This is a genomic window from Rhizobacter fulvus, assembly GCF_964020785.1.
This window is the reverse complement of record NZ_OZ224516.1, coordinates 3,918,891-3,935,873: the sequence shown is the minus strand read 5'-3', so window position 1 is coordinate 3,935,873 and position 16,983 is coordinate 3,918,891. Positions and strand designations below refer to the sequence as shown.

17 protein-coding genes are annotated in these 16,983 nt (G+C 70.1%); 11 read left to right on the top strand and 6 right to left on the bottom strand.

Features of this window, described 5'->3' with window-relative positions:
* Positions 1–26 precede the first annotated feature (26 nt).
* The 5 genes from ACWH49_RS18695 to ACWH49_RS18675 all read left to right on the top strand — a co-directional run bounded on the left by ACWH49_RS18695 (position 27) and on the right by ACWH49_RS18675 (position 4,095).
* A complete protein-coding gene (locus tag ACWH49_RS18695; protein ID WP_448172832.1) occupies positions 27–827 on the top strand; it encodes a TSUP family transporter in 801 nt (266 codons plus the stop codon).
* Entirely contained in the window at positions 824–1,537 is a 714-nt protein-coding gene (locus ACWH49_RS18690) for a phosphatase PAP2 family protein (protein WP_448172831.1), read from the top strand. Before ACWH49_RS18695 ends, ACWH49_RS18690 begins: the two co-directional genes overlap by 4 nt.
* Entirely contained in the window at positions 1,534–1,773 is a 240-nt protein-coding gene (locus ACWH49_RS18685) for an acyl carrier protein (RefSeq protein ID WP_448172830.1), read from the top strand. The genes ACWH49_RS18690 and ACWH49_RS18685 overlap by 4 nt, the downstream gene beginning before the upstream one ends.
* Entirely contained in the window at positions 1,770–2,993 is a 1,224-nt protein-coding gene (locus ACWH49_RS18680; RefSeq protein WP_448172829.1) for a beta-ketoacyl-[acyl-carrier-protein] synthase family protein, read from the top strand. Before ACWH49_RS18685 ends, ACWH49_RS18680 begins: the two co-directional genes overlap by 4 nt.
* A gap of 70 nt (positions 2,994–3,063) precedes the next feature.
* Complete coding sequence (locus ACWH49_RS18675) at positions 3,064–4,095, top strand: isocitrate/isopropylmalate dehydrogenase family protein (protein ID WP_056467489.1); 1,032 nt, start codon at positions 3,064–3,066, stop codon at positions 4,093–4,095.
* A gap of 15 nt (positions 4,096–4,110) precedes the next feature.
* Here the strand turns inward: ACWH49_RS18675 and ACWH49_RS18670 are convergent, their stop codons facing one another.
* The gene (locus ACWH49_RS18670) at positions 4,111–4,368 is read right to left on the bottom strand and encodes a hypothetical protein (RefSeq protein ID WP_056467486.1); all 258 of its coding nucleotides are present in this window, start codon (positions 4,366–4,368) and stop codon (positions 4,111–4,113) included.
* A 48-nt stretch (positions 4,369–4,416) separates the two neighbouring features.
* Here ACWH49_RS18670 and ACWH49_RS18665 point away from each other — a divergent pair, with 48 nt between their 5' ends.
* The gene (locus ACWH49_RS18665; protein ID WP_448172828.1) at positions 4,417–5,040 is read left to right on the top strand and encodes a rhomboid family intramembrane serine protease; all 624 of its coding nucleotides are present in this window, start codon (positions 4,417–4,419) and stop codon (positions 5,038–5,040) included.
* Positions 5,041–5,047: 7 nt separating this feature from the next.
* Here the strand turns inward: ACWH49_RS18665 and ACWH49_RS18660 are convergent, their stop codons facing one another.
* On the bottom strand, positions 5,048–5,839 hold the full coding sequence (locus tag ACWH49_RS18660) for an IclR family transcriptional regulator (RefSeq protein ID WP_448172827.1): 792 nt from the start codon (positions 5,837–5,839) through the stop codon (positions 5,048–5,050).
* 104 nt (positions 5,840–5,943) lie between these two features.
* Here ACWH49_RS18660 and ACWH49_RS18655 point away from each other — a divergent pair, with 104 nt between their 5' ends.
* Positions 5,944–7,623 (top strand): GMC family oxidoreductase, encoded by a 1,680-nt coding sequence (locus ACWH49_RS18655; protein ID WP_448172826.1) that lies wholly within the window; start codon positions 5,944–5,946, stop codon positions 7,621–7,623.
* The gene (locus ACWH49_RS18650) at positions 7,620–8,951 is read left to right on the top strand and encodes an MFS transporter (protein WP_056467474.1); all 1,332 of its coding nucleotides are present in this window, start codon (positions 7,620–7,622) and stop codon (positions 8,949–8,951) included. The genes ACWH49_RS18655 and ACWH49_RS18650 overlap by 4 nt, the downstream gene beginning before the upstream one ends.
* 3 nt (positions 8,952–8,954) lie before the next feature.
* Here ACWH49_RS18650 and gshA read toward each other — a convergent pair whose 3' ends face one another.
* On the bottom strand, positions 8,955–10,508 hold the full coding sequence (gene gshA / locus ACWH49_RS18645) for a glutamate--cysteine ligase (protein ID WP_448172825.1): 1,554 nt from the start codon (positions 10,506–10,508) through the stop codon (positions 8,955–8,957).
* 146 nt (positions 10,509–10,654) lie between these two features.
* On the opposite strand from gshA, the gene ACWH49_RS18640 reads away from it, so the two are divergent.
* The 3 genes from ACWH49_RS18640 to ACWH49_RS18630 all read left to right on the top strand — a co-directional run bounded on the left by ACWH49_RS18640 (position 10,655) and on the right by ACWH49_RS18630 (position 13,531).
* Entirely contained in the window at positions 10,655–11,557 is a 903-nt protein-coding gene (locus ACWH49_RS18640; protein WP_448172824.1) for an SDR family oxidoreductase, read from the top strand.
* Between the two features lie 18 nt (positions 11,558–11,575).
* Complete coding sequence (locus ACWH49_RS18635; protein WP_448172823.1) at positions 11,576–12,178, top strand: hypothetical protein; 603 nt, start codon at positions 11,576–11,578, stop codon at positions 12,176–12,178.
* A gap of 174 nt (positions 12,179–12,352) precedes the next feature.
* The gene (locus tag ACWH49_RS18630; RefSeq protein WP_448172822.1) at positions 12,353–13,531 is read left to right on the top strand and encodes a GGDEF domain-containing protein; all 1,179 of its coding nucleotides are present in this window, start codon (positions 12,353–12,355) and stop codon (positions 13,529–13,531) included.
* On the opposite strand, the gene ACWH49_RS18625 is transcribed toward ACWH49_RS18630, so the two are convergent.
* The 3 genes from ACWH49_RS18625 to ACWH49_RS18615 are packed head-to-tail and all read right to left on the bottom strand — an operon-like array spanning position 13,528 to position 16,980.
* Positions 13,528–15,300, bottom strand: coding sequence for a SulP family inorganic anion transporter (locus ACWH49_RS18625; protein WP_448172821.1), 1,773 nt, complete (start codon positions 15,298–15,300; stop codon positions 13,528–13,530). The two genes, ACWH49_RS18630 and ACWH49_RS18625, sit on opposite strands and share 4 nt — an antisense overlap.
* A gap of 29 nt (positions 15,301–15,329) precedes the next feature.
* Complete coding sequence (locus ACWH49_RS18620; protein WP_448172820.1) at positions 15,330–16,199, bottom strand: ABC transporter permease subunit; 870 nt, start codon at positions 16,197–16,199, stop codon at positions 15,330–15,332.
* Positions 16,192–16,980: a taurine ABC transporter ATP-binding protein gene (locus ACWH49_RS18615; RefSeq protein WP_448172819.1), complete on the bottom strand. Its 789-nt coding sequence runs from the start codon at positions 16,978–16,980 to the stop codon at positions 16,192–16,194. Before ACWH49_RS18615 ends, ACWH49_RS18620 begins: the two co-directional genes overlap by 8 nt.
* Positions 16,981–16,983 lie beyond the last annotated feature (3 nt).

The window sequence follows — 16,983 nt, the reverse complement described above, 5'->3', positions numbered from 1 at the left end:
GCGAAAGCGTGGCACAGTGCAGGCCGATGTCGTGGCTGTCCGCTCCCCTGTCCCCGCTGCTGATGGCCGCCAGCCTCGCGATCGTGTTCGGCGCGGGCATCGTGCGCGGGTTCGCGGGTTTCGGTTTCTCGGCGCTCAGCGTGGCCGGGCTTGCGCTGATCGTGTCGCCGGCCCAGGTCGTGCCCGCCATCTTCGTGCTGGAGGTGCTGGCCAGCATCAGCCTGCTGCGCAGCGCCGCCCGCGACATCGACTGGCACTGGCTGAGCTGGCTGATCGCGGGCAACGTGCTGTGCCTGCCGCTGGGCATCCTGCTGCTGGCGTGGCTGCCCGAGACGCCGCTGCGCTTGCTGATCGGCGCGCTGCTCTTGCTCGCGGCGGTGCTGCTGCGCAGCGGCTTCAGCCTCGCGCTGGCGCCGAGCAGGCCGGTGCGGCTCGGCGTGGGCATGGCGTCGGGTTTCGTCAACGGCGTCGCGGCGATCGGCGGCATCGCGGTCGCGGTGATGCTGAGCACCTCGCAGATCGCGCCGGCCGTCATGCGCGCGACACTGATCGCCCTCTTCCTGTTCACCGACCTGTACGCGCTCGCCTGCTCGGCGCTGGTCTCCCTCGGCACCGAGGCGCCGACCGCGCTGCTCGGCGCCGACACGCTGCGCTGGGCGTTGTGGCTCGCGCCGGCGATGCTGGCCGGCATCTGGGCCGGCCAGCGCTCGTTCGTCGGCGTGTCGCCGGCGCAGTTCCGCCGCCACGTGCTGAACCTGCTGATGCTGATCGCGGCGATCAGCGTCCTGCGCGCGCTGGTCGAACTCGTGGGACAGTCGGGCTCATGATGCGCCCGCCCCCGCCGAATTGGACCACCGAGATCGGGCAGCGCATGCGCCGCCACTTCCTGCTCAAGCTGTTCGGCACGACCGCGTTCACCTGGGTGTTCTTCCTCGGCTACTTCCACCTGCTGCGCTACCCGGCGCACGAGGTCGTGGTGATGCCGCTCACCGCACTCGACCACTGGATCCCGTTCCAGCCCTGGACGCTGGGCGCCTACCTGTCGCTGTGGCTGTACGTCGGCGTCGCGCCGGGGCTGCAGCTGACCTTCCGCGAACTGGTGGTCTACGGCCTGTGGGCCGCCGCGCTGTGCCTGACCGGCCTGGGCATCTTCTACGCCTGGCCGACCGCGGTGCCGCCGCTCACCTTCGACGTCTCGGGCTACGCCGGCTTCCGGATGCTGCAGGGCGTCGACGCGTCGGGCAACGCCTGCCCGTCGATGCACGTCGCGATCGCGATCTTCACCGCGGCGCGCATCGAGCACGTGCTGCGTGGCGCCGGCGCCCCGCGGACGCTGCGGGCGCTGAACATCGCCTGGTTCGCGGCGATCGCGTGGTCGACCCTCGCCGTCAAGCAGCACGTGGTGCTGGACGTGCTCGCCGGCGCCGCGCTCGGGCTGGCGTTCGTCGGGCCGTCGCTGCGTTGGCGGCCGGCGGGCGATTTCGCGCGAATTCGTGCGGATATCATCGAGCGCATGCCGACGGATGCCGCCTCATGAGCTCTCTGAAAGAACTTCAGGTCCTGATCCAGGAAAAATTCGGCCTCGACGCCGCCGAGCTCGACCCGCACGCCTCGATGCGCGAGAAAGGCGTCGATTCGCTGGCGCTGGTCGAACTGCTGTTCGCGATCGAGGACCACTTCGGCATCTCGATGTCGGACGAGGATTCGAGCATCGACACGCTGGCCGACCTGGCCGCGGCGGTCGACAAGATCCGGGAAAAGCAGGCGGCGTGAGCGCCGGGATCGTCGTCACCGGGCTGGGCGCGGTCTCGCCGCACGGCGACGAACTGGCCACCCTGTTCGACGCGCTCTGGCACGGCCACTCGGCGATCGCGCCAATCCTCCCGGAGTTGCCCAAGCCCGCGGCGGCCGCCGTGGCGCCCTTCGACGCGATGCGCTGGTTCACCAAGCTGCAGCTGGCCGGCGTCGACCGCGTCAGCCAGCTCGCCGTCGCGGCGGCCGACCTCGCGGTGCGCGATGCCGGCTTCGCGGCCAGCACCGCCGGTGAGGCGGTCGACCCGGAACGGATCGGCCTGTATGTCGGCTGCGGCATGGGCGGGGCCGCGGCGCTCGAAGCCGGCTACCGCGGCGGCGGCGGCCGCGTGCCGCCACTGACGATCCCGGCGTTCATGCCGAACGCGCCGGCCGCGCACGTCGCGATGCGCCAGCGCGTGCAAGGCCCCGTGCTGACCTACTCGGTCGCGTGCGCGTCCTCGGCGGTCGCGATCGCCGAGGCAGCCGCCGCGGTGGAACGCGGCGACGTGGACCTGGCGATCGCCGGCGGCAGCGAGGCGCTGATCGTGCCCGGCGTGGTGCTGGCCTGGCAGGCGATGCAGACGCTCGCGACCTTCGAACCGGGCGGCGCCGCCACGGCGGTTCGCCCGTTCGCCGCCGATCGCAGCGGCTTCGCGCTCGGCGAAGGGGCGGCGTTCCTGGTGCTCGAATCTGCCGCGCATGCACGGCGCCGCGGTGCGCGCAGCTACGCCCAACTCGCCGGTTGGGGCCTGAGCTGCGACGCGACCCACCTGACCAAGCCCGACGCCCCCGGCCAGGCCCGCGCACTGCGCGCCGCGCTGCGCCGCGCCGGCCTGCAGCCGCGCGATGTCGGCTACTGCAACGCCCACGGCACCGCCACGCGCATCGGCGACGCGGTCGAGCGCGAGGCGCTCGCGACGGTCTGGGGCGACGCGCTCGACACGCTCCAGGTCAGCTCCACCAAGGCGCTGCACGGCCACCTGCTCGGCGCCGCCGGCGCGCTCGAGGCGGTGGTCACCGTGCTCGCACTTCACCGGCGCGCCCTGCCGCCCAACGCCCATGGCGCCAGCGCCGATCCCGACTGCCCGCTGAACCTGGTGCGCGAGCCCGGCACGATGGCGCCGCACCTGAACTCGGCCATCACCAACTCGTTCGCCTTCGGCGGCACGAACTCGGTGCTGCTGTTCACCCGGCCCTGAGCGCGCGGTCGCGCAGCGGGCCCGGCGTATGCTTGGTCCGACCGTCCCCCGCACCGGAAGAGAACCGACGATGAGCACCACCATTGCAGCCACCCTGATCCCCGGCGACGGCATCGGGCCCGAGATCGTCGACGCCACGCTGGCCGCGCTCGACGCGCTGAAGGCCCCGTTCGAATGGGACCGCCAGATCGCCGGCCTGGGCGGCGTTCAGACCAGCGGCGACCCGCTGCCTCAAGCGACGCTCGACAGCATCCGCCGCACCCGCCTGGCGCTCAAGGGACCGCTGGAGACGCCGTCCGGCGGTGGCTACCGCTCGTCGAACGTGCGCCTACGCGAGGAGTTCAAGCTCTACGCCAACCTGCGCCCGGCGCGCACACTCATCCCAGGCGGCCGATTCGACAACATCGACCTGGTGGTGGTGCGCGAGAACCTCGAGGGCCTGTACATCGGTCACGAGCATTACGTGCAGATCGACGACGACCCGCATGCGGTGGCGATGGCCACCGGCATCAACACCCGGGCCGGCAGCCGTCGCCTGCTGGAGTACGCGTTCGAGACCGCGGTCGCAACCGGCCGCAAGAAGGTCACGATCGTGCACAAGGCCAACATCATGAAGGCGCTGACCGGCATCTTCCTCGAGACCGGCCTGGAGCTCTACGAACGCAAATACAAGGGCCGGTTCGTGCTCGACACCGTGATCATCGACGCCTGTGCGATGAAGCTGGTGCTGAACCCGTGGCAGTTCGACATGCTGGTCACGACCAACCTGTTCGGCGACATCCTGTCCGACCTGGTGGCCGGCCTGGTCGGCGGGCTGGGCATGGCCCCGGGCGCGAACATCGGCGCCGACGCGGCGATCTTCGAGGCCGTGCACGGTTCGGCGCCCGACATCGCCGGCAAAGGCATCGCGAACCCGACCGCGATCATGCTGGCGGCCGCGCTGATGCTCGACCACGTGAAGCGGCCGGAGCTGGCCACGCGGCTGCGCCGCGCGCTCGACGAGACGCTGAACCTGGACAAGGTGCGCACCGGCGACCTGGGCGGCACGGCGGGCACCGCCGCGTTCACGAAGGCGCTGGTCAGCCGGATTGCGAACGGCTGAGCGGCCGGGCGCCGATCAAATCACGACCGCGCCCAGTTGCCGGGCCACCTCGAGCAACTGCGCATTGATGTCGACCTCGACGCCGCGCACCGGCGTGGCGCCGAGGAAGAAGGTCTCCCGCCCCCGCTGTGCGACGATGCGGAAGCTGTCGGCACCCTGCGAGCGCGCGTAGATCACGGTGTCGCAGGTGTCGGAGATCAGGGCCTTGTTGCCGGTCGTCGATGCGGCTTCGTAGAAATTGCTGCCTCGCGGCGCCTCGGTGAGTATCCACATGGTCGGGTTCTCGATTCGCGGTGAGCGGAACCGTCTAATGTGCCCCAGATGAACGACCTCCCATCACTGTTGAACGACACGCCCGGCGCCGCGGCGATTCTCGCGGCGATGGTGGCCGCGAGCCTGTTCGGCCTCTACCGCTCGCCGGCGCTGATCGAGCGGAATCTGTTCCGCCCGTACTGGCTGCTGCCGCGCCGGCAGTGGCACACGCTGGTCACCAGCGGCTTCCTGCACGCGGACATGACGCACCTGCTGTTCAACGCGTTCACGTTCTGGGCCTTCGGCTTCGGGCTGGAGCGCACGATCGGCACGCCGGCGTTCCTCGCGCTGTATTTGTTCGGTCTGTTCGTCAGCGACGCGGGCACCTGGCTGAAGCACCGCCACGATCCCGAGTACCGCAGCCTGGGCGCGTCGGGCGCGATCCTCGCAGTGCTGTTCGCGTCGATCGTCTACCACCCGGCCAGCTCGATCTTCATCCTGCCGATCCCGGTGCCGATCCCCGCGCCGCTTTTTGCGCTGTGCTACGTCGCGTACAGCTGGTATGCGGCCCGGCAGGCGCGCGGCCGCGTCAACCACGACGCGCATCTGGCGGGTGCGTTCGCCGGCGTCGCGTTCGTCGCGCTGACCGACTGGCCGGCGCTGCTGCACGCGCTGCGCAGCTTCACGAGCTGAATCGTCCCTACAGCAGCGCGCGCATCCGCGCCGCCGCCGCCTGCAGCGCCGGCAGCTGCGCGACCGCCTCGTCGAGCGCCAGGCGCGCCACCGGCCCGTGCACCGCGATGGCCGCGCGGCTGGTGCCGTCGGCACCTTGCACCGGCACTGCCACCGCCACCAGCCCGGCGATGAACTCCTCGCGGTCGCAGGCGTAGCCCTGCTCGGCGATGCGCTCGCACTCGGCGCGCAGGCCCTTGGCCGAGACGATGGTGTTGCGCGTCATGCGTGGCAGCGGCAGCTGCGCGATCAGCGCGTCGCGCGCCGCCTGCGGCATCTGCGCGAGGAACAGCTTGCCGCTCGCGGTGCAGTGCAGCGGCACGTGCGCGCCGACGTCCAGCGTCAGCCGCAGCGGCCACTGCGCCTCGACCCGGTCGAGGTAGAGCACCTGCGCGCCGTCGAGCGTCGTGAAGTTGCAGGTCTCGCCGACCCTGGCGACCAGTTCGGACAGCACCTCGTGGCGCAGGCCGCGCACCACACCGTGATTCAGCGTGTCGAACGCGAGCTGGCGCAGCGCCGGGCCGACGATGAACGATCGCTCGTCGACATCGCGCGCCAGGAATCCGGAGGCCAGCAGCTGGGTGCAGATGCGGTGCGCGGTGCCCTTCGGCAGCGCCAGGCGCGCCGCGAGGTCGGCCAGCGACAGCGCCCGCCCTTCGTTGGCCAGCAGCGACAGCAGCCGCAGGCTGCGCTCGGCCGACGAGCCGGTGGTCGGCTCGGCATCGATCTCGGTGGACGGACTCGGCGGCGCTTTGCTCATTCGGGTAAACGATAAAAATGGAACATTGCGTTCCGAAAACATAGAACCTACGATCCAGCGTCGCGAGCCGGAAAGCGGATCGCATTGTTCCACTCCTCTGCCCCATGAGCGAAGATTTCGATTACATCGTCGTCGGTGCCGGCTCTTCCGGCTGCGTGCTGGCGGCGCGCCTGAGCGAAGACCCTGCCACCCGCGTGCTGCTGCTCGAAGCCGGGCCGGCCGACCGCTCGCTGTGGATCCACCTGCCGATCGGCTATGGCAAGACGATGTGGAGCGACAAGTACAACTGGCGCTTCAGCACCGACCCCGACCCGAACATGAATGGCCGGCGCATCTACTGGCCGCGCGGCAAGACGCTGGGCGGCTCGAGCTCGATCAACGGCCTGATCTACATCCGCGGCCAGCGCGAGGACTACGACCACTGGGCCGCGCTCGGCAACACCGGCTGGGGCTATGACGACGTGCTGCCGTACTTCGTCAAGTCCGAGGGCAACCAGCGCGGCGCGATCCCGCTGCACGGCGGCGACGGGCCGCTGAAGGTCTCGGACATCGGCGCGAAGCACGAGCTGATCGAAGCGTTCATCGGCGGTGCCCAGCAGATCGGCGTGCCGCGCACCGACGACTTCAACGGTGCCGCGCAGGAAGGTGCCGGCTACTACCAGCTGACCACCCACAAGGGCTGGCGCTGCAGCACCGCCAAGGCCTACATCGACCCGGCGCGCGGGCGCCCGAACCTGCGCATCGAGACCGAGGCGTTCGCGGCCGGCCTGATCATGGACGGCACCCGCGCGGTCGGCGTGCGCTACCGGCAGGGCGGCGTGATGAAGGAGGCGCGCTGCACGGCGGAGGTGCTGCTCGCCGCCGGCTCGATCCAGTCGCCGCAGTTGCTGCAGCTGTCGGGCATCGGCCCGCGCGCGCTGCTCCAGAAGCACGGCGTGCCGGTGGTCGTCGATTCGCCCGGCGTCGGCGAGAACCTGCAGGATCACCTGCAGATCCGCCTGAGCTACGAGTGCACCAAGCCCATCACCACCAACGACCAGCTCAACTCGATCGCCGGGCAGATGAAGATCGGCCTGCAGTGGCTGCTGTTCCGCAGCGGCCCGCTGGCGATCGGCATCAACCAGGGCGGCTGCTTCATGCGCGCGCTGAAGGACGCGGACGGCCGGCCCGAGGCGGCCACGCCCGACATCCAGTTCCACGTCGCGACGCTGTCGGCCGACATGGCCGGCGGCAAGGTGCACCCGTACTCGGGCTTCACGATGTCGATCTGCCAGCTGCGGCCCGAATCGCGCGGCCACCTGCGCATCCGCAGCACCGACCCGTTCGAGCCGCCCGAGATGCAGCCGAACTACCTCTCGACCGAGCTCGACCGCCGCACCGCGGTGGCCGGCATGAAGGCGGCCCGCGCGATCGCGGCGTCCGCGGCGATGAAGCCCTACGTCAAGCGCGAGGTCAAGCCCGGCCCGGACGCGACGAACGACGCCGACCTGCTCGAGTTCTGCCGCAACAACGGCGCGACGATCTTCCATCCGACCGGCACCTGCCGCATGGGCAGCGACCCGCTCGCGGTGGTCGACGCGCGCCTGCGCGTGATCGGCACGACCGGGCTGCGGGTCGTCGACTGCTCGGTGATGCCCACGCTGGTCTCGGGCAACACCAACGCGCCGGCGGTCATGGTCGCCGAGAAGGCCGCCGACATGATCCGCGCCGACGCGCGAACGATTTCGACGAGGACGGAAACCCCACGGCCCCGAGTGGCCGACACAACGGAGACAACGCAATGAGCACTGTAGTCAGCACACCGGACGAGAAGGCGGTCCGCAAGGTCGTCATCTCGGCGCTCGTGGGCGCGAGCATCGAGTGGTACGACTTCTTCCTGTACGGCGTGGTCGCCGGCATCGTGTTCAACAAGCTGTACTTCCCCGGCAGCGACCCGGTGGTCGCGACGATGCTGGCCTACACGACCTTCGCGGTCGGCTTCGTGACGCGGCCGCTCGGCGGCGTGATCTTCGGCCACTTCGGCGACAAGATCGGGCGCAAGAGCATGCTGGTGATCACGCTGATGATCATGGGCATCGCGACCTTCCTGATCGGCCTGGTGCCGACTTACGCGCAGATCGGCATCGGGGCGCCGCTGCTGTTGCTCCTGCTGCGGGTGCTGCAGGGCATCGGCCTGGGCGGCGAATGGGGCGGCGCGGTGCTGATGGCCTACGAGTACGCGCCGAAGAACAAGCGCGGCTTCTACGCCTCGCTGCCGCAGATCGGCCTGGCGATCGGCCTGTGCATGGCCTCGGGCGTGGTCGCGCTGCTGTCGTCGCTGCTGACCGACGCGCAGTTCATGTCCTGGGGCTGGCGCGTCGCGTTCCTGCTGTCGGGCGTGATGGTGATCGTGGGCATGTACATCCGCCTGACGATCCAGGAGACGCCGGAGTTCGCCGCGGTGAAGGCACGCAACGCCGAGCTGCGCATCCCGTTCATCGACATGATCAAGCGCTACCCGGGCAACGTGCTCAAGGGCATGGGCGCGCGCTACATCGACGGCGTGTTCTTCAACGTCTTCGGCGTTTTCTCGATCAACTACCTGACCAGCACCATCAAGATCAGCCGCACCGAGGCGCTGCTCGGCGTGATGGCCGCGGCGGTGGTGATGTGCTTCACGATCCCGTTCTTCGGCCGGCTGTCCGACCGCATCGGCCGCCCCAAGGTCTACATGTGGGGCTCGATCATCACCGCGCTGTCAGCCTTTCCCGGCTTCTGGATGATGACGAACTCGGGCGGCAGCACGCTGATGATCTGGCTCGCGATCATCGTGCCGCTGGGCATCCTCTACGCCGCCGTGTACGGCCCCGAGGCCGCGCTGTTCTGCGACCTGTTCGACGCCAAGGTGCGCTACACCGGCATCTCGTTCGTCTACCAGTTCTCGGGCATCTTCGCGTCCGGCATCACGCCGATCATCGCCACCGCGCTGATCAAGTCGGGCGGCGGCGAGCCGTGGCAGCTGTGCATGTACGTGGTCTTCGCCGGACTCGTCTCGGCCCTGTGCGCATGGCTGATCGGCCGCTCGCCCGAGCCAGCCGGCGCGCTGACGCCGGCCCCCGCGCGCGCGCGCTGACGGTCAGGCCAGTGCCGGGCTGCGCTTGCCCGGCACGCCCAGCCGCTCCGGCGACAGGTACTGCTGGCGGTAGATCTCGAACGGCAGGCTGTCGTTGGCCTCGATGCGCTTCTGCTCCTCGACCGAGGCTTTCGATTCGGCGGCAAAGCGGGCCTGCACGTCGTCGCCGAAAGGCAGCGCGAGCAGCGCGTTGCGGGTCTGCAGCGACTGCGCCCGTGTGAAGGCGAGATAGGAACTGTCGAAGTCGCGCGCCATGGCCGCGAGCACGCGCGCCGACGGCGCGGTGTCGGGGTTGCGCAGCGTCTCGCTGGCCGTGGCCAGCGCGTCGCGATAGCCGGTGCCGCGGTGCAACCCGTCCAGGCGCAGCGCGACCGGCGCCAGCGCGGCAAGGATGTCGCCGCCCCATTCCGTCAACGTCACCGCTGCATCGCCGCGTTCCAGGCGCAGGCCGGGTTCGCGGCCGCGCGCGGCGACGCGCTGCTGGTTGCGCGCCAGCGCGGCGATCTCCTCCGGCGTGTCGGGGGGGCTGTCCGCCAGCAGGCAGTGCAGCAGGAACATGTCGAGGAAGCGCATCGTCGGCGAATCGATGCCGACCGGCACGAACGGGTCGAGGTCCATGCAGCGCACCTCCACGTACTCGACGCCGCGCTCGCGCAACGCGTGCAGCGGGCGCTCGCCCGGGAAGATCACGCGCTTCGGCCGGATCGTCCCGTAGAACTCGTTCTCGATCTGCAGCAGGCTGGTGGCGAGCTGGTTGTAATCGCCTCCCGGGTTGCGGATGCCGACCTTCTCGTAGGCCGGGTACGGCTTGGTCAGCGCCACCTGCAGCGAGGCCGCGTAGCTCTCCAGGCTGTTGTAGCTGACCGAGAGCGTCGACTGCGCATCGCTCTGGTAACCCAGCCGGCCCATGCGCAGCGAGGTGCCGTGCGGCATGTGCAGGCTGCCGCTGCCGATCGGCTGCAGCTCGTGCTCGCGCCCGGCGACGAAGCTCGAGCACAGCGCCGGCGACGCACCGAACAGGTACAGCAGCAGGAACGACTCGCGTCGGAAGTTGCGGATCAGCCCGAAGTACTCGTCGGTCGTGATGCCCGGCATCGACCAGTTGTAGTGGATGCCCGAGATCGTCTGCATGCGCCGGCCGTACCGGTGGCCCAGGCCCATGCGGTAGACGCTTTTCGCGCGTCCGACGTTCGACGAACCGTAGCGTCCGATCGGGATGGTCTCGTCGGTCGGCAGCCCGCAGGGCATGCTCGAGACCCACAGCATCTCGTCGCCGAGCTGGCGCAGCGCGCGGTAGCTGAACTGGTGGATCTGCGTCAGCTCGTCCACGCAGGCCTGCGCGCTCGGGTGCACGCCGGTGACGAACTCGAGTTGCGACTCGCTGAAATCGGTGGTGATGTGCGGGTGGGTCAGCGCCGATCCGAGCGCGGCCGGGTGCGGCGTCGCTGCCAGGCTGCCGTCGGGCAGCGCGCGCAGGCTCTCCTTCTCCACCCCGCGGCTCATCGCGCCCAGGCGTGAATCCGGCAATTCCCGCAGGCGTTGGTCAAAACCGCTCATGCGGCATCTCCTCAGAACTTTCTTGGGGCGGACGGTAACAGACCTTGGATTTGCCTGCCCCGCGCGGGGAAGCCGGCCGGGCAGCGGAGAATCGGCGATCAGGCGACGCCCGGGCGCGCCCGCCCGGAACAACCGAGGAGACGAGCATGTTCCAACCCGACTTGATGGCCGGCCAGCGCATCCTGGTCACCGGCGGCGGCACCGGCCTGGGCCAGGCCATGGCCGAGCGCTTCCTGAGCCTGGGCGCCGACGTCGCGATCTGCGGCCGGCGCCAGGCCGTCTGCGAGGAGACGGCCGCGGCCTGGCGCGCGCAGTTCCCGCAGCGCCGGATCGACACCTTCGGCGTCGACATCCGCCACGCGCAGGCGGTCGACGAGATGGTCGAGAGCCTCTTCGCCAGCGGCGGGCTGACCGGGCTGGTCAACAACGCCGCCGGCAACTTCATCGCCCCCACCGAGAGCCTGTCGCCGCGCGCGTTCGATGCGATCGCGGGCATCGTCTTCCACGGCAGCTTCTACGTGACGCAGGCGGTCGGCAAGCGCTGGGTCGCACAGGCCAAGGACGGCAGCTGGCAGCGCGGCCAGCCGATGCGCAGCGTGATGAGCATCATCGTCACCTGGGTCGAGAACGGCAGCCCGTATGTGGTGCCGTCGGCGATGAGCAAGGCCGGCATCGACGTGATGACCAAGTCGCTCGCGACCGAATGGGCGCGCTACGGCATCCGCCTGAACGCGGTGGCGCCCGGCGAGATCCCGACCGAGGGCATGAGCAAGCGCCTGAACCCGGGCGAGCAGCCCGGCGAGCGCAGCATCCGCAAGAACCCGATGGCGCGCCCCGGGCAGATGAGCGAGTTGCAGAACCTGGCCAGCTTCCTGATGGCGCCGGGCCAGTGCGACTGGCTCACCGGCCAGAGCATCGCGATGGACGGCGGCAATGCGCTCGCCACCGGCGGCAATTTCTACGAGTTGCGCGAGTGGAGCGATGCCGACTGGCAGGCCGCGCGCGAGCGCATCGAGGCGCAGAACGCCAAGGACCGCGCGCAGCGCTGACGCGCCCGCCGCCCGCGCATGCGCACCGGATTCGACTTCAGTTCCTGGCAGGGCGTGCTCTCGACGCTGATCGGCATCGTCCTCGTCTCGCTGGTGGCGGTCGGCATCCGGCTGCTGGTGATGCAGAGCGTGCAGATGCGGCGCGAGCGCCAGAACCGCCAGATCAACGAGCGGCTGAAGACGCTGATCACCGCCTACAAGGTGCTCGGCGGCTCGTTCACCGGCGAACTGAGCGTGGACCCGAGCCACCGGCGCGATCGCCGCGCGCGCACCGAGGCGGCCGACGCCCCGCCGCTCGAACCGACCTTCGACGCGACCGACGCGTTCGACCGCCCGCGTCGCATCCGCGACGCCGTCGAGGCCGCGCTGTCCGACATCATCCTGCTCGGCACGGACGAGCAGGTGCGGCTCGCGGCGCGGGCGGCCGAAGAGATGGCCGGCGGCCGGCCGGTCGCGACCGCCGAGCTGGTGGTCTCGCTGCGCACCTTCATTCGTGATGTGCTCGACCTCGAGGCCGTCCCGGTCGATCTGGCGATCCCGAAGCAGGGCCCGCTGCGGTCGGGCGGCAGCGCGCGGGGCGGCCGCGCCGGGGGTGGCACCGGGGGCGGCGGGCGGGCCTGATCGCGCGACACTTTCGCGGGTTGACGTGACTTCCGACACGGGCAGCGCCACGACCGCCCGGCATTGAGCCGCGCGGTGGCAGACTGCCTCGGGCGAGGAACGGCGCCATCCGGCCCGTCCGGCGCCCAGCTTCCGCGCCGACCGCTCGCGCGGTGTCTCGCGGAAGACGCCTTGATGAACCAGCGCAGTATCGATCGACCGGGCGTCGCCGACGCCCCCGAGCCCCCACCGACGGAGAGGATCGAACGCGAGCTGCTCAGCCAGCTCGCGCGGCGCATGCAGCTGTCGGCCTCGACGTCGTTCATCGGCTACGGCTTGCAGGCCATGCTGCTGATCGGCGTGGTGTCGCCGCGGCGGCTGGCGATCTGGGTTGCCGCGGTGGCGTTGTGCGAGGCCTGCAACGGCATCATCGCGTACCGGCTCGGGCGCTCGGTGGAACAGCCGGCCCGACGCGCGCGCTGGCTCGCGCTGCTGCATCTCGGCCTGCTGATGACCAGCATCTCCTGGGGCGCCGTGATGCTGCTGCCGGGCGTCAGCGGTCGGCTCGACGTCCAGACGCTGCAGGGCCTGTGCATCGCCGTCGCCGGGATCATCTCGGTGCACAACCTGGCCTACCACCGCGGTTGCCTGGCGATGTTCAGCCTCGGGTTCGCGCTGCCGGTCGCCTGGGCCACGCTGCTCGACGGCTTCCCGCCCCAGCTGGCACTCGCGGGCGCGGCCCTGGTCGCGATGACGCAGATCTACGGCTGGTCGACCCGCGTGCTGACCTTGAACGTCATCCGCACCAACATCGTCAACGCGCAGATGACGGCCGAACTGCGGCGCGGCCACGACGAGCTGACCGAGTTGACCGCCCGCCTGCGTCGCCTGGCGATGCTGGACCCGCTGACCCAGTGCCTGAACCGACGCGCGCTGATGGAGGAGATGACGCGCGAGCGCGCACGCTGCGAGCGCTACCAGTCGAGGTTCGGGCTGATCATGCTGGACCTGGACTACTTCAAGGCGATCAACGACCGGCATGGCCACGGCGTCGGCGACGCCGTGCTGGTCGCGGCGTCCGCGCGCCTGCGCGAGCAGTTGCGGCCCACCGACTTCCTCGGCCGCTGGGGTGGCGAGGAGTTCATGTGCCTGCTGACGCACGCGTCGGCCGGCGCGGTCCACGAGAAGGCCGAGTCGATGCGCCGCTCGCTCGAGCGCGACGCGATGGACATCGCCGGCATGGTGGTCGAGGTGACGGCCTCGGTCGGCGTGGCGACCTACCGACCCGGCCAGAGCCTGGACGAGCTGATCGAGGCGGTCGACCAGGCGCTGTACCGTGCCAAGGCGTCCGGGCGCAACCGGGTCTGCAGCTAGGCGACGGCCGCGACCGGCGGCGGCAGCGTCTTGCATTCCTCGAAAACGCGCGCGGTGCAGGTCGCGCAGATGCCGCGGTCGAGCCGGTCGAAGATCGTCGCGATCGCGATGCGCTTGGTGGCGAAGATGTGGTCGGCGCCGAGTTCGGTCGTGAAGTTCACTCGTTGCCAGAGTTCGAGCACCGGCGGGCGTGGGCGGTGGAAGTACAGGTCGCCGCCGGCAGCGCGACGCTTGGTCATCTCGTCGCGCCACAATTCCGCCGCCGGCACGTCGATGAAGTTCATGCTCTTGGCCATCACCAGCAGGTGCTTGGCCGGCTCGGCGCGCAGGTCGCGCAGCTGGTCGGCCACGTACGGCACGGCGCCGAAGTAGACCTCGCCTTCCATGCGGATCATCTTCAGCTGCGGGCACTCGGGCAGCGGCGCCGGCACGTCGGCGCGGACGACGAACGGCCGCTCGGGCTCGACGCTGTCGAAGCCCATCACGCGCATGAACGGGCGCGAGGTGCGGTAGAGGTAGGTCACCAGCGACAGGATCGTGCCGAGCAGGATCGCCATCTCGATGCGGATCGTCATCGTCGCCAGCCCGGTCACCAGCGCGATCGCGAAATCCTGGCGGCTGTGCCGCGCCAGGCGCCGCCAGCCCGGGATGTCGAACAGCGACCAGGCGATCACCAGCAGCAGCGCGGCGATCGCCGGCATCGGGATCAGCGCGAGCAGTGGCGCCGTGAACGCGATCAGCAGCAGCAGCCAAAGCGACGCGAACACCGCCGCCAGCGGCGTGCGTGCGCCGGCTTCCAGGTTCGGCATCGAGCGGTTCAGCGAGCCGCACGAGACGTAGGACGAGAAGAAGCCGCCGACGATGTTCGACAGCCCCTGGCCGCGGAACTCGCGGTTCGCATCGATCGCCTGGCCCGAGCGCGCCGCGACCGCCTTGGCGATCGAGATGGACTGGCCGAGCGCGACGATCGTCAGCGCGAACGCGATCGACAGCAGCTCCGGGATGCTGCTGAGGGCGACGCCCGGCCAGTGGAAGCGCGGCACGATCGGCGGGATGCTGCCGACGACCGCGATCGCGCCCCATTGCGGCCACGGCGACACGCTGTTGAGCAGCGCCGCTAGCGCGGTGCCCGCGATCAGGCCGAGCAGCATGAACGGCCACTTCGGCAGCATGCGGCGCAACACCAGCACGGCGGCGAGCGTGAACGCGCCGACCAGCAACGCGCCCGGCCGCAGGTTGTCGAGGTGCTGGCCGATGTGGAGGAACAGCGCGCCGGTGCCGTGTTTTTCGGGGGCCGGCAGGCCCATCAGGTCGGTCAGCGAATGCACCGCGATCAGCGCCGCGGCCCCGGTCATGAAACCGCGCAGGGCCGACGGCGAGATGAAGTTGGCGATCGAGCCGAGCCGCAGAACGCCGATCAGCCACTGCATCACGCCGACCAGCACGGTGACCGCCAGCGCGAGCTGGATGTACGCCGGCGAGCCGACCGCGGCGAGCGGCGCCAGCGTCGCGAACAGCGCCAGAGAATTGGCGTTGGTCGGCCCCGAGACCACGTGCAGGCTGGAGCCGAACAGCGCGGCGATCACGCACGGCACGATCGCGGTGTACAGGCCGTACTCCGGCGGCAGGCCGGCGAGCGCGGCGAACGCGAAGCCCTGCGGCAGCACCAGCAGGGCGCCGAGGATGCCGGCGATCAGGTCGGCACGAAGGGTCAGCTTGTCGACACGGCCCACCCAGGGGCCGAACACGCGCGAGAGAAGTGCGGTCATGGGCCGCTATTGTGCGGCCGGCGAATCGGTCACATGCGTCCCTTCCACGGCACGACAGTTCGCTCGACCCAGCGCATCAGCAGGTCGAACATGTAGGCGACCACACCGATCACGATGATCCCCATGATCACGATGTCGGTGCGCAGGAAGTTCGATGCGTTCAGCACCATCTGCCCGAGCCCGACATTGGCCGCCACCATCTCCGCGGCCACCAGCGTGGTCCACCCGAAGCCGATCGCAATCCGCATGCCGATCAGGATGTCCGGCAGCGCCGACGGCAGGATCACGTGGCGGATCACCTGCCAGTAGCTCGCCCCCATCGAGTACGCCGCGTTGATCTGCTCCTGCGACGCACTGCGCATGCCCGAGCGCGCGGCCAGCGCCAGCGGCGCGAAGCAGCTCAGGAAGATCAGCAGCACCTTGGGCAGCTCGTCGATCCCGAACCAGATGATGATCAGCGGCAGGTACGCCAGCGGCGGCAGCGGCCGGTAAAACTCCAGCGGCGGATCGAAGATCCCGCGCACCACCCGGCTCATCCCCATCGCAATGCCGATCGGGATCGCCGTCACGCACGCCAGCGCGAACGCCGAGAACACCCGGAACATGCTGGCCACGAAGTGCTGCCACAGCGGCTTGTCGTTGGCCGCTCCGGTCAGGTACTCGACGAACTGCTGGAACACCGCCTGCGGCGTCGGCAGGAACAGCGGCTTGACCCAGCCCAGGTTGGTCACCAGCGCCCACAGCGCCAGCAGCGTGACCACCGTGACCACGCTGATGACCGCGCTGTTGCCTTCGCCGGGGACCTTGAACTTGCTGGTCTTCAGCGCGGCGGACTTGGTCGGTGGGGTTGCGGACGGCGCGACCGGCGCCACGGGTACGGCAGAGGCGAGCTCAGGCATGGACGGCCTCCCGGTGGTGGATGATGGACAGGACCTCTTCGCGCATGCGGATGAACTCGGGCTCGGACTTGACCTTGCGCGCATCGCCGTGCGCCAGGAACTGGCGCGAGAACGGCACGTCGTCGTAGGTGTGCGAGATCCGCCCGGGGCTGGGGCTCATCACGATCAGCCGCGTGGCCAGGAACAGCGCCTCCTCGACCGAGTGGGTGATGAAGAACACCATCTTGTTGGACTGCGCCCAGGCCTTGAGCAGGATCTCCTGCACGGTCTCGCGGGTGAACGCGTCGAGCGCGCCCATCGGCTCGTCCATCAGCAGCACGGCCGGGTCGCTGGCCAGCGCCCGGGCGATGCCCACGCGCTGCTGCATGCCGCCCGAGAGCTCGTACACGGCCCGGTCGCCGTACTTCTCCAGCCCGACCAGGCCGAGCTTCTCGTTGGCGATGGCGCTGCGCCGGGCGCTGTCGACGCCGTTCAGCCGCAGCCCGAGCGCGACGTTGTCGCGCACGTTGAGCCACGGCATCAGCGCGTGCTTCTGGAACACGACGCCGCGGTCGGCGCCGGGGCCGGTCACGGGCTGGCCGTCGAGCAGGATCTCGCCGCTGGACGGCGGCAGGAACCCGGCGATCGCGTTGAGCAGCGTGGTCTTGCCGCACCCCGACGCGCCCAGCGCGACGACGAAGTCGCCGTCGCGCATCGTCAGCTTCACCGGCGCCAGCGCCTGCAGCATGCCGCCCTTGACGGCGTAGTTGACCGTGAGGTCGCGGATGTCCAGGGTCGGCATGGC

Coding starts and splice junctions, on each gene's coding strand:
- ACWH49_RS18695 (WP_448172832.1), top strand. CDS start 27: ATGTCGTGGCTGTCCGCTCCCCTGTCCCCGCTGCTGATGGCCGCCAGC.
- ACWH49_RS18630 (WP_448172822.1), top strand. CDS start 12,353: ATGAACCAGCGCAGTATCGATCGACCGGGCGTCGCCGACGCCCCCGAG.
- ACWH49_RS18635 (WP_448172823.1), top strand. CDS start 11,576: ATGCGCACCGGATTCGACTTCAGTTCCTGGCAGGGCGTGCTCTCGACG.
- ACWH49_RS18675 (WP_056467489.1), top strand. CDS start 3,064: ATGAGCACCACCATTGCAGCCACCCTGATCCCCGGCGACGGCATCGGG.
- ACWH49_RS18655 (WP_448172826.1), top strand. CDS start 5,944: ATGAGCGAAGATTTCGATTACATCGTCGTCGGTGCCGGCTCTTCCGGC.
- ACWH49_RS18690 (WP_448172831.1), top strand. CDS start 824: ATGATGCGCCCGCCCCCGCCGAATTGGACCACCGAGATCGGGCAGCGC.
- ACWH49_RS18670 (WP_056467486.1), bottom strand. CDS start 4,368: ATGTGGATACTCACCGAGGCGCCGCGAGGCAGCAATTTCTACGAAGCC.
- ACWH49_RS18620 (WP_448172820.1), bottom strand. CDS start 16,199: ATGCCTGAGCTCGCCTCTGCCGTACCCGTGGCGCCGGTCGCGCCGTCC.
- ACWH49_RS18625 (WP_448172821.1), bottom strand. CDS start 15,300: ATGACCGCACTTCTCTCGCGCGTGTTCGGCCCCTGGGTGGGCCGTGTC.
- ACWH49_RS18650 (WP_056467474.1), top strand. CDS start 7,620: ATGAGCACTGTAGTCAGCACACCGGACGAGAAGGCGGTCCGCAAGGTC.
- ACWH49_RS18660 (WP_448172827.1), bottom strand. CDS start 5,839: ATGAGCAAAGCGCCGCCGAGTCCGTCCACCGAGATCGATGCCGAGCCG.
- ACWH49_RS18615 (WP_448172819.1), bottom strand. CDS start 16,980: ATGCCGACCCTGGACATCCGCGACCTCACGGTCAACTACGCCGTCAAG.
- ACWH49_RS18640 (WP_448172824.1), top strand. CDS start 10,655: ATGTTCCAACCCGACTTGATGGCCGGCCAGCGCATCCTGGTCACCGGC.
- ACWH49_RS18685 (WP_448172830.1), top strand. CDS start 1,534: ATGAGCTCTCTGAAAGAACTTCAGGTCCTGATCCAGGAAAAATTCGGC.
- ACWH49_RS18665 (WP_448172828.1), top strand. CDS start 4,417: ATGAACGACCTCCCATCACTGTTGAACGACACGCCCGGCGCCGCGGCG.
- gshA (WP_448172825.1), bottom strand. CDS start 10,508: ATGAGCGGTTTTGACCAACGCCTGCGGGAATTGCCGGATTCACGCCTG.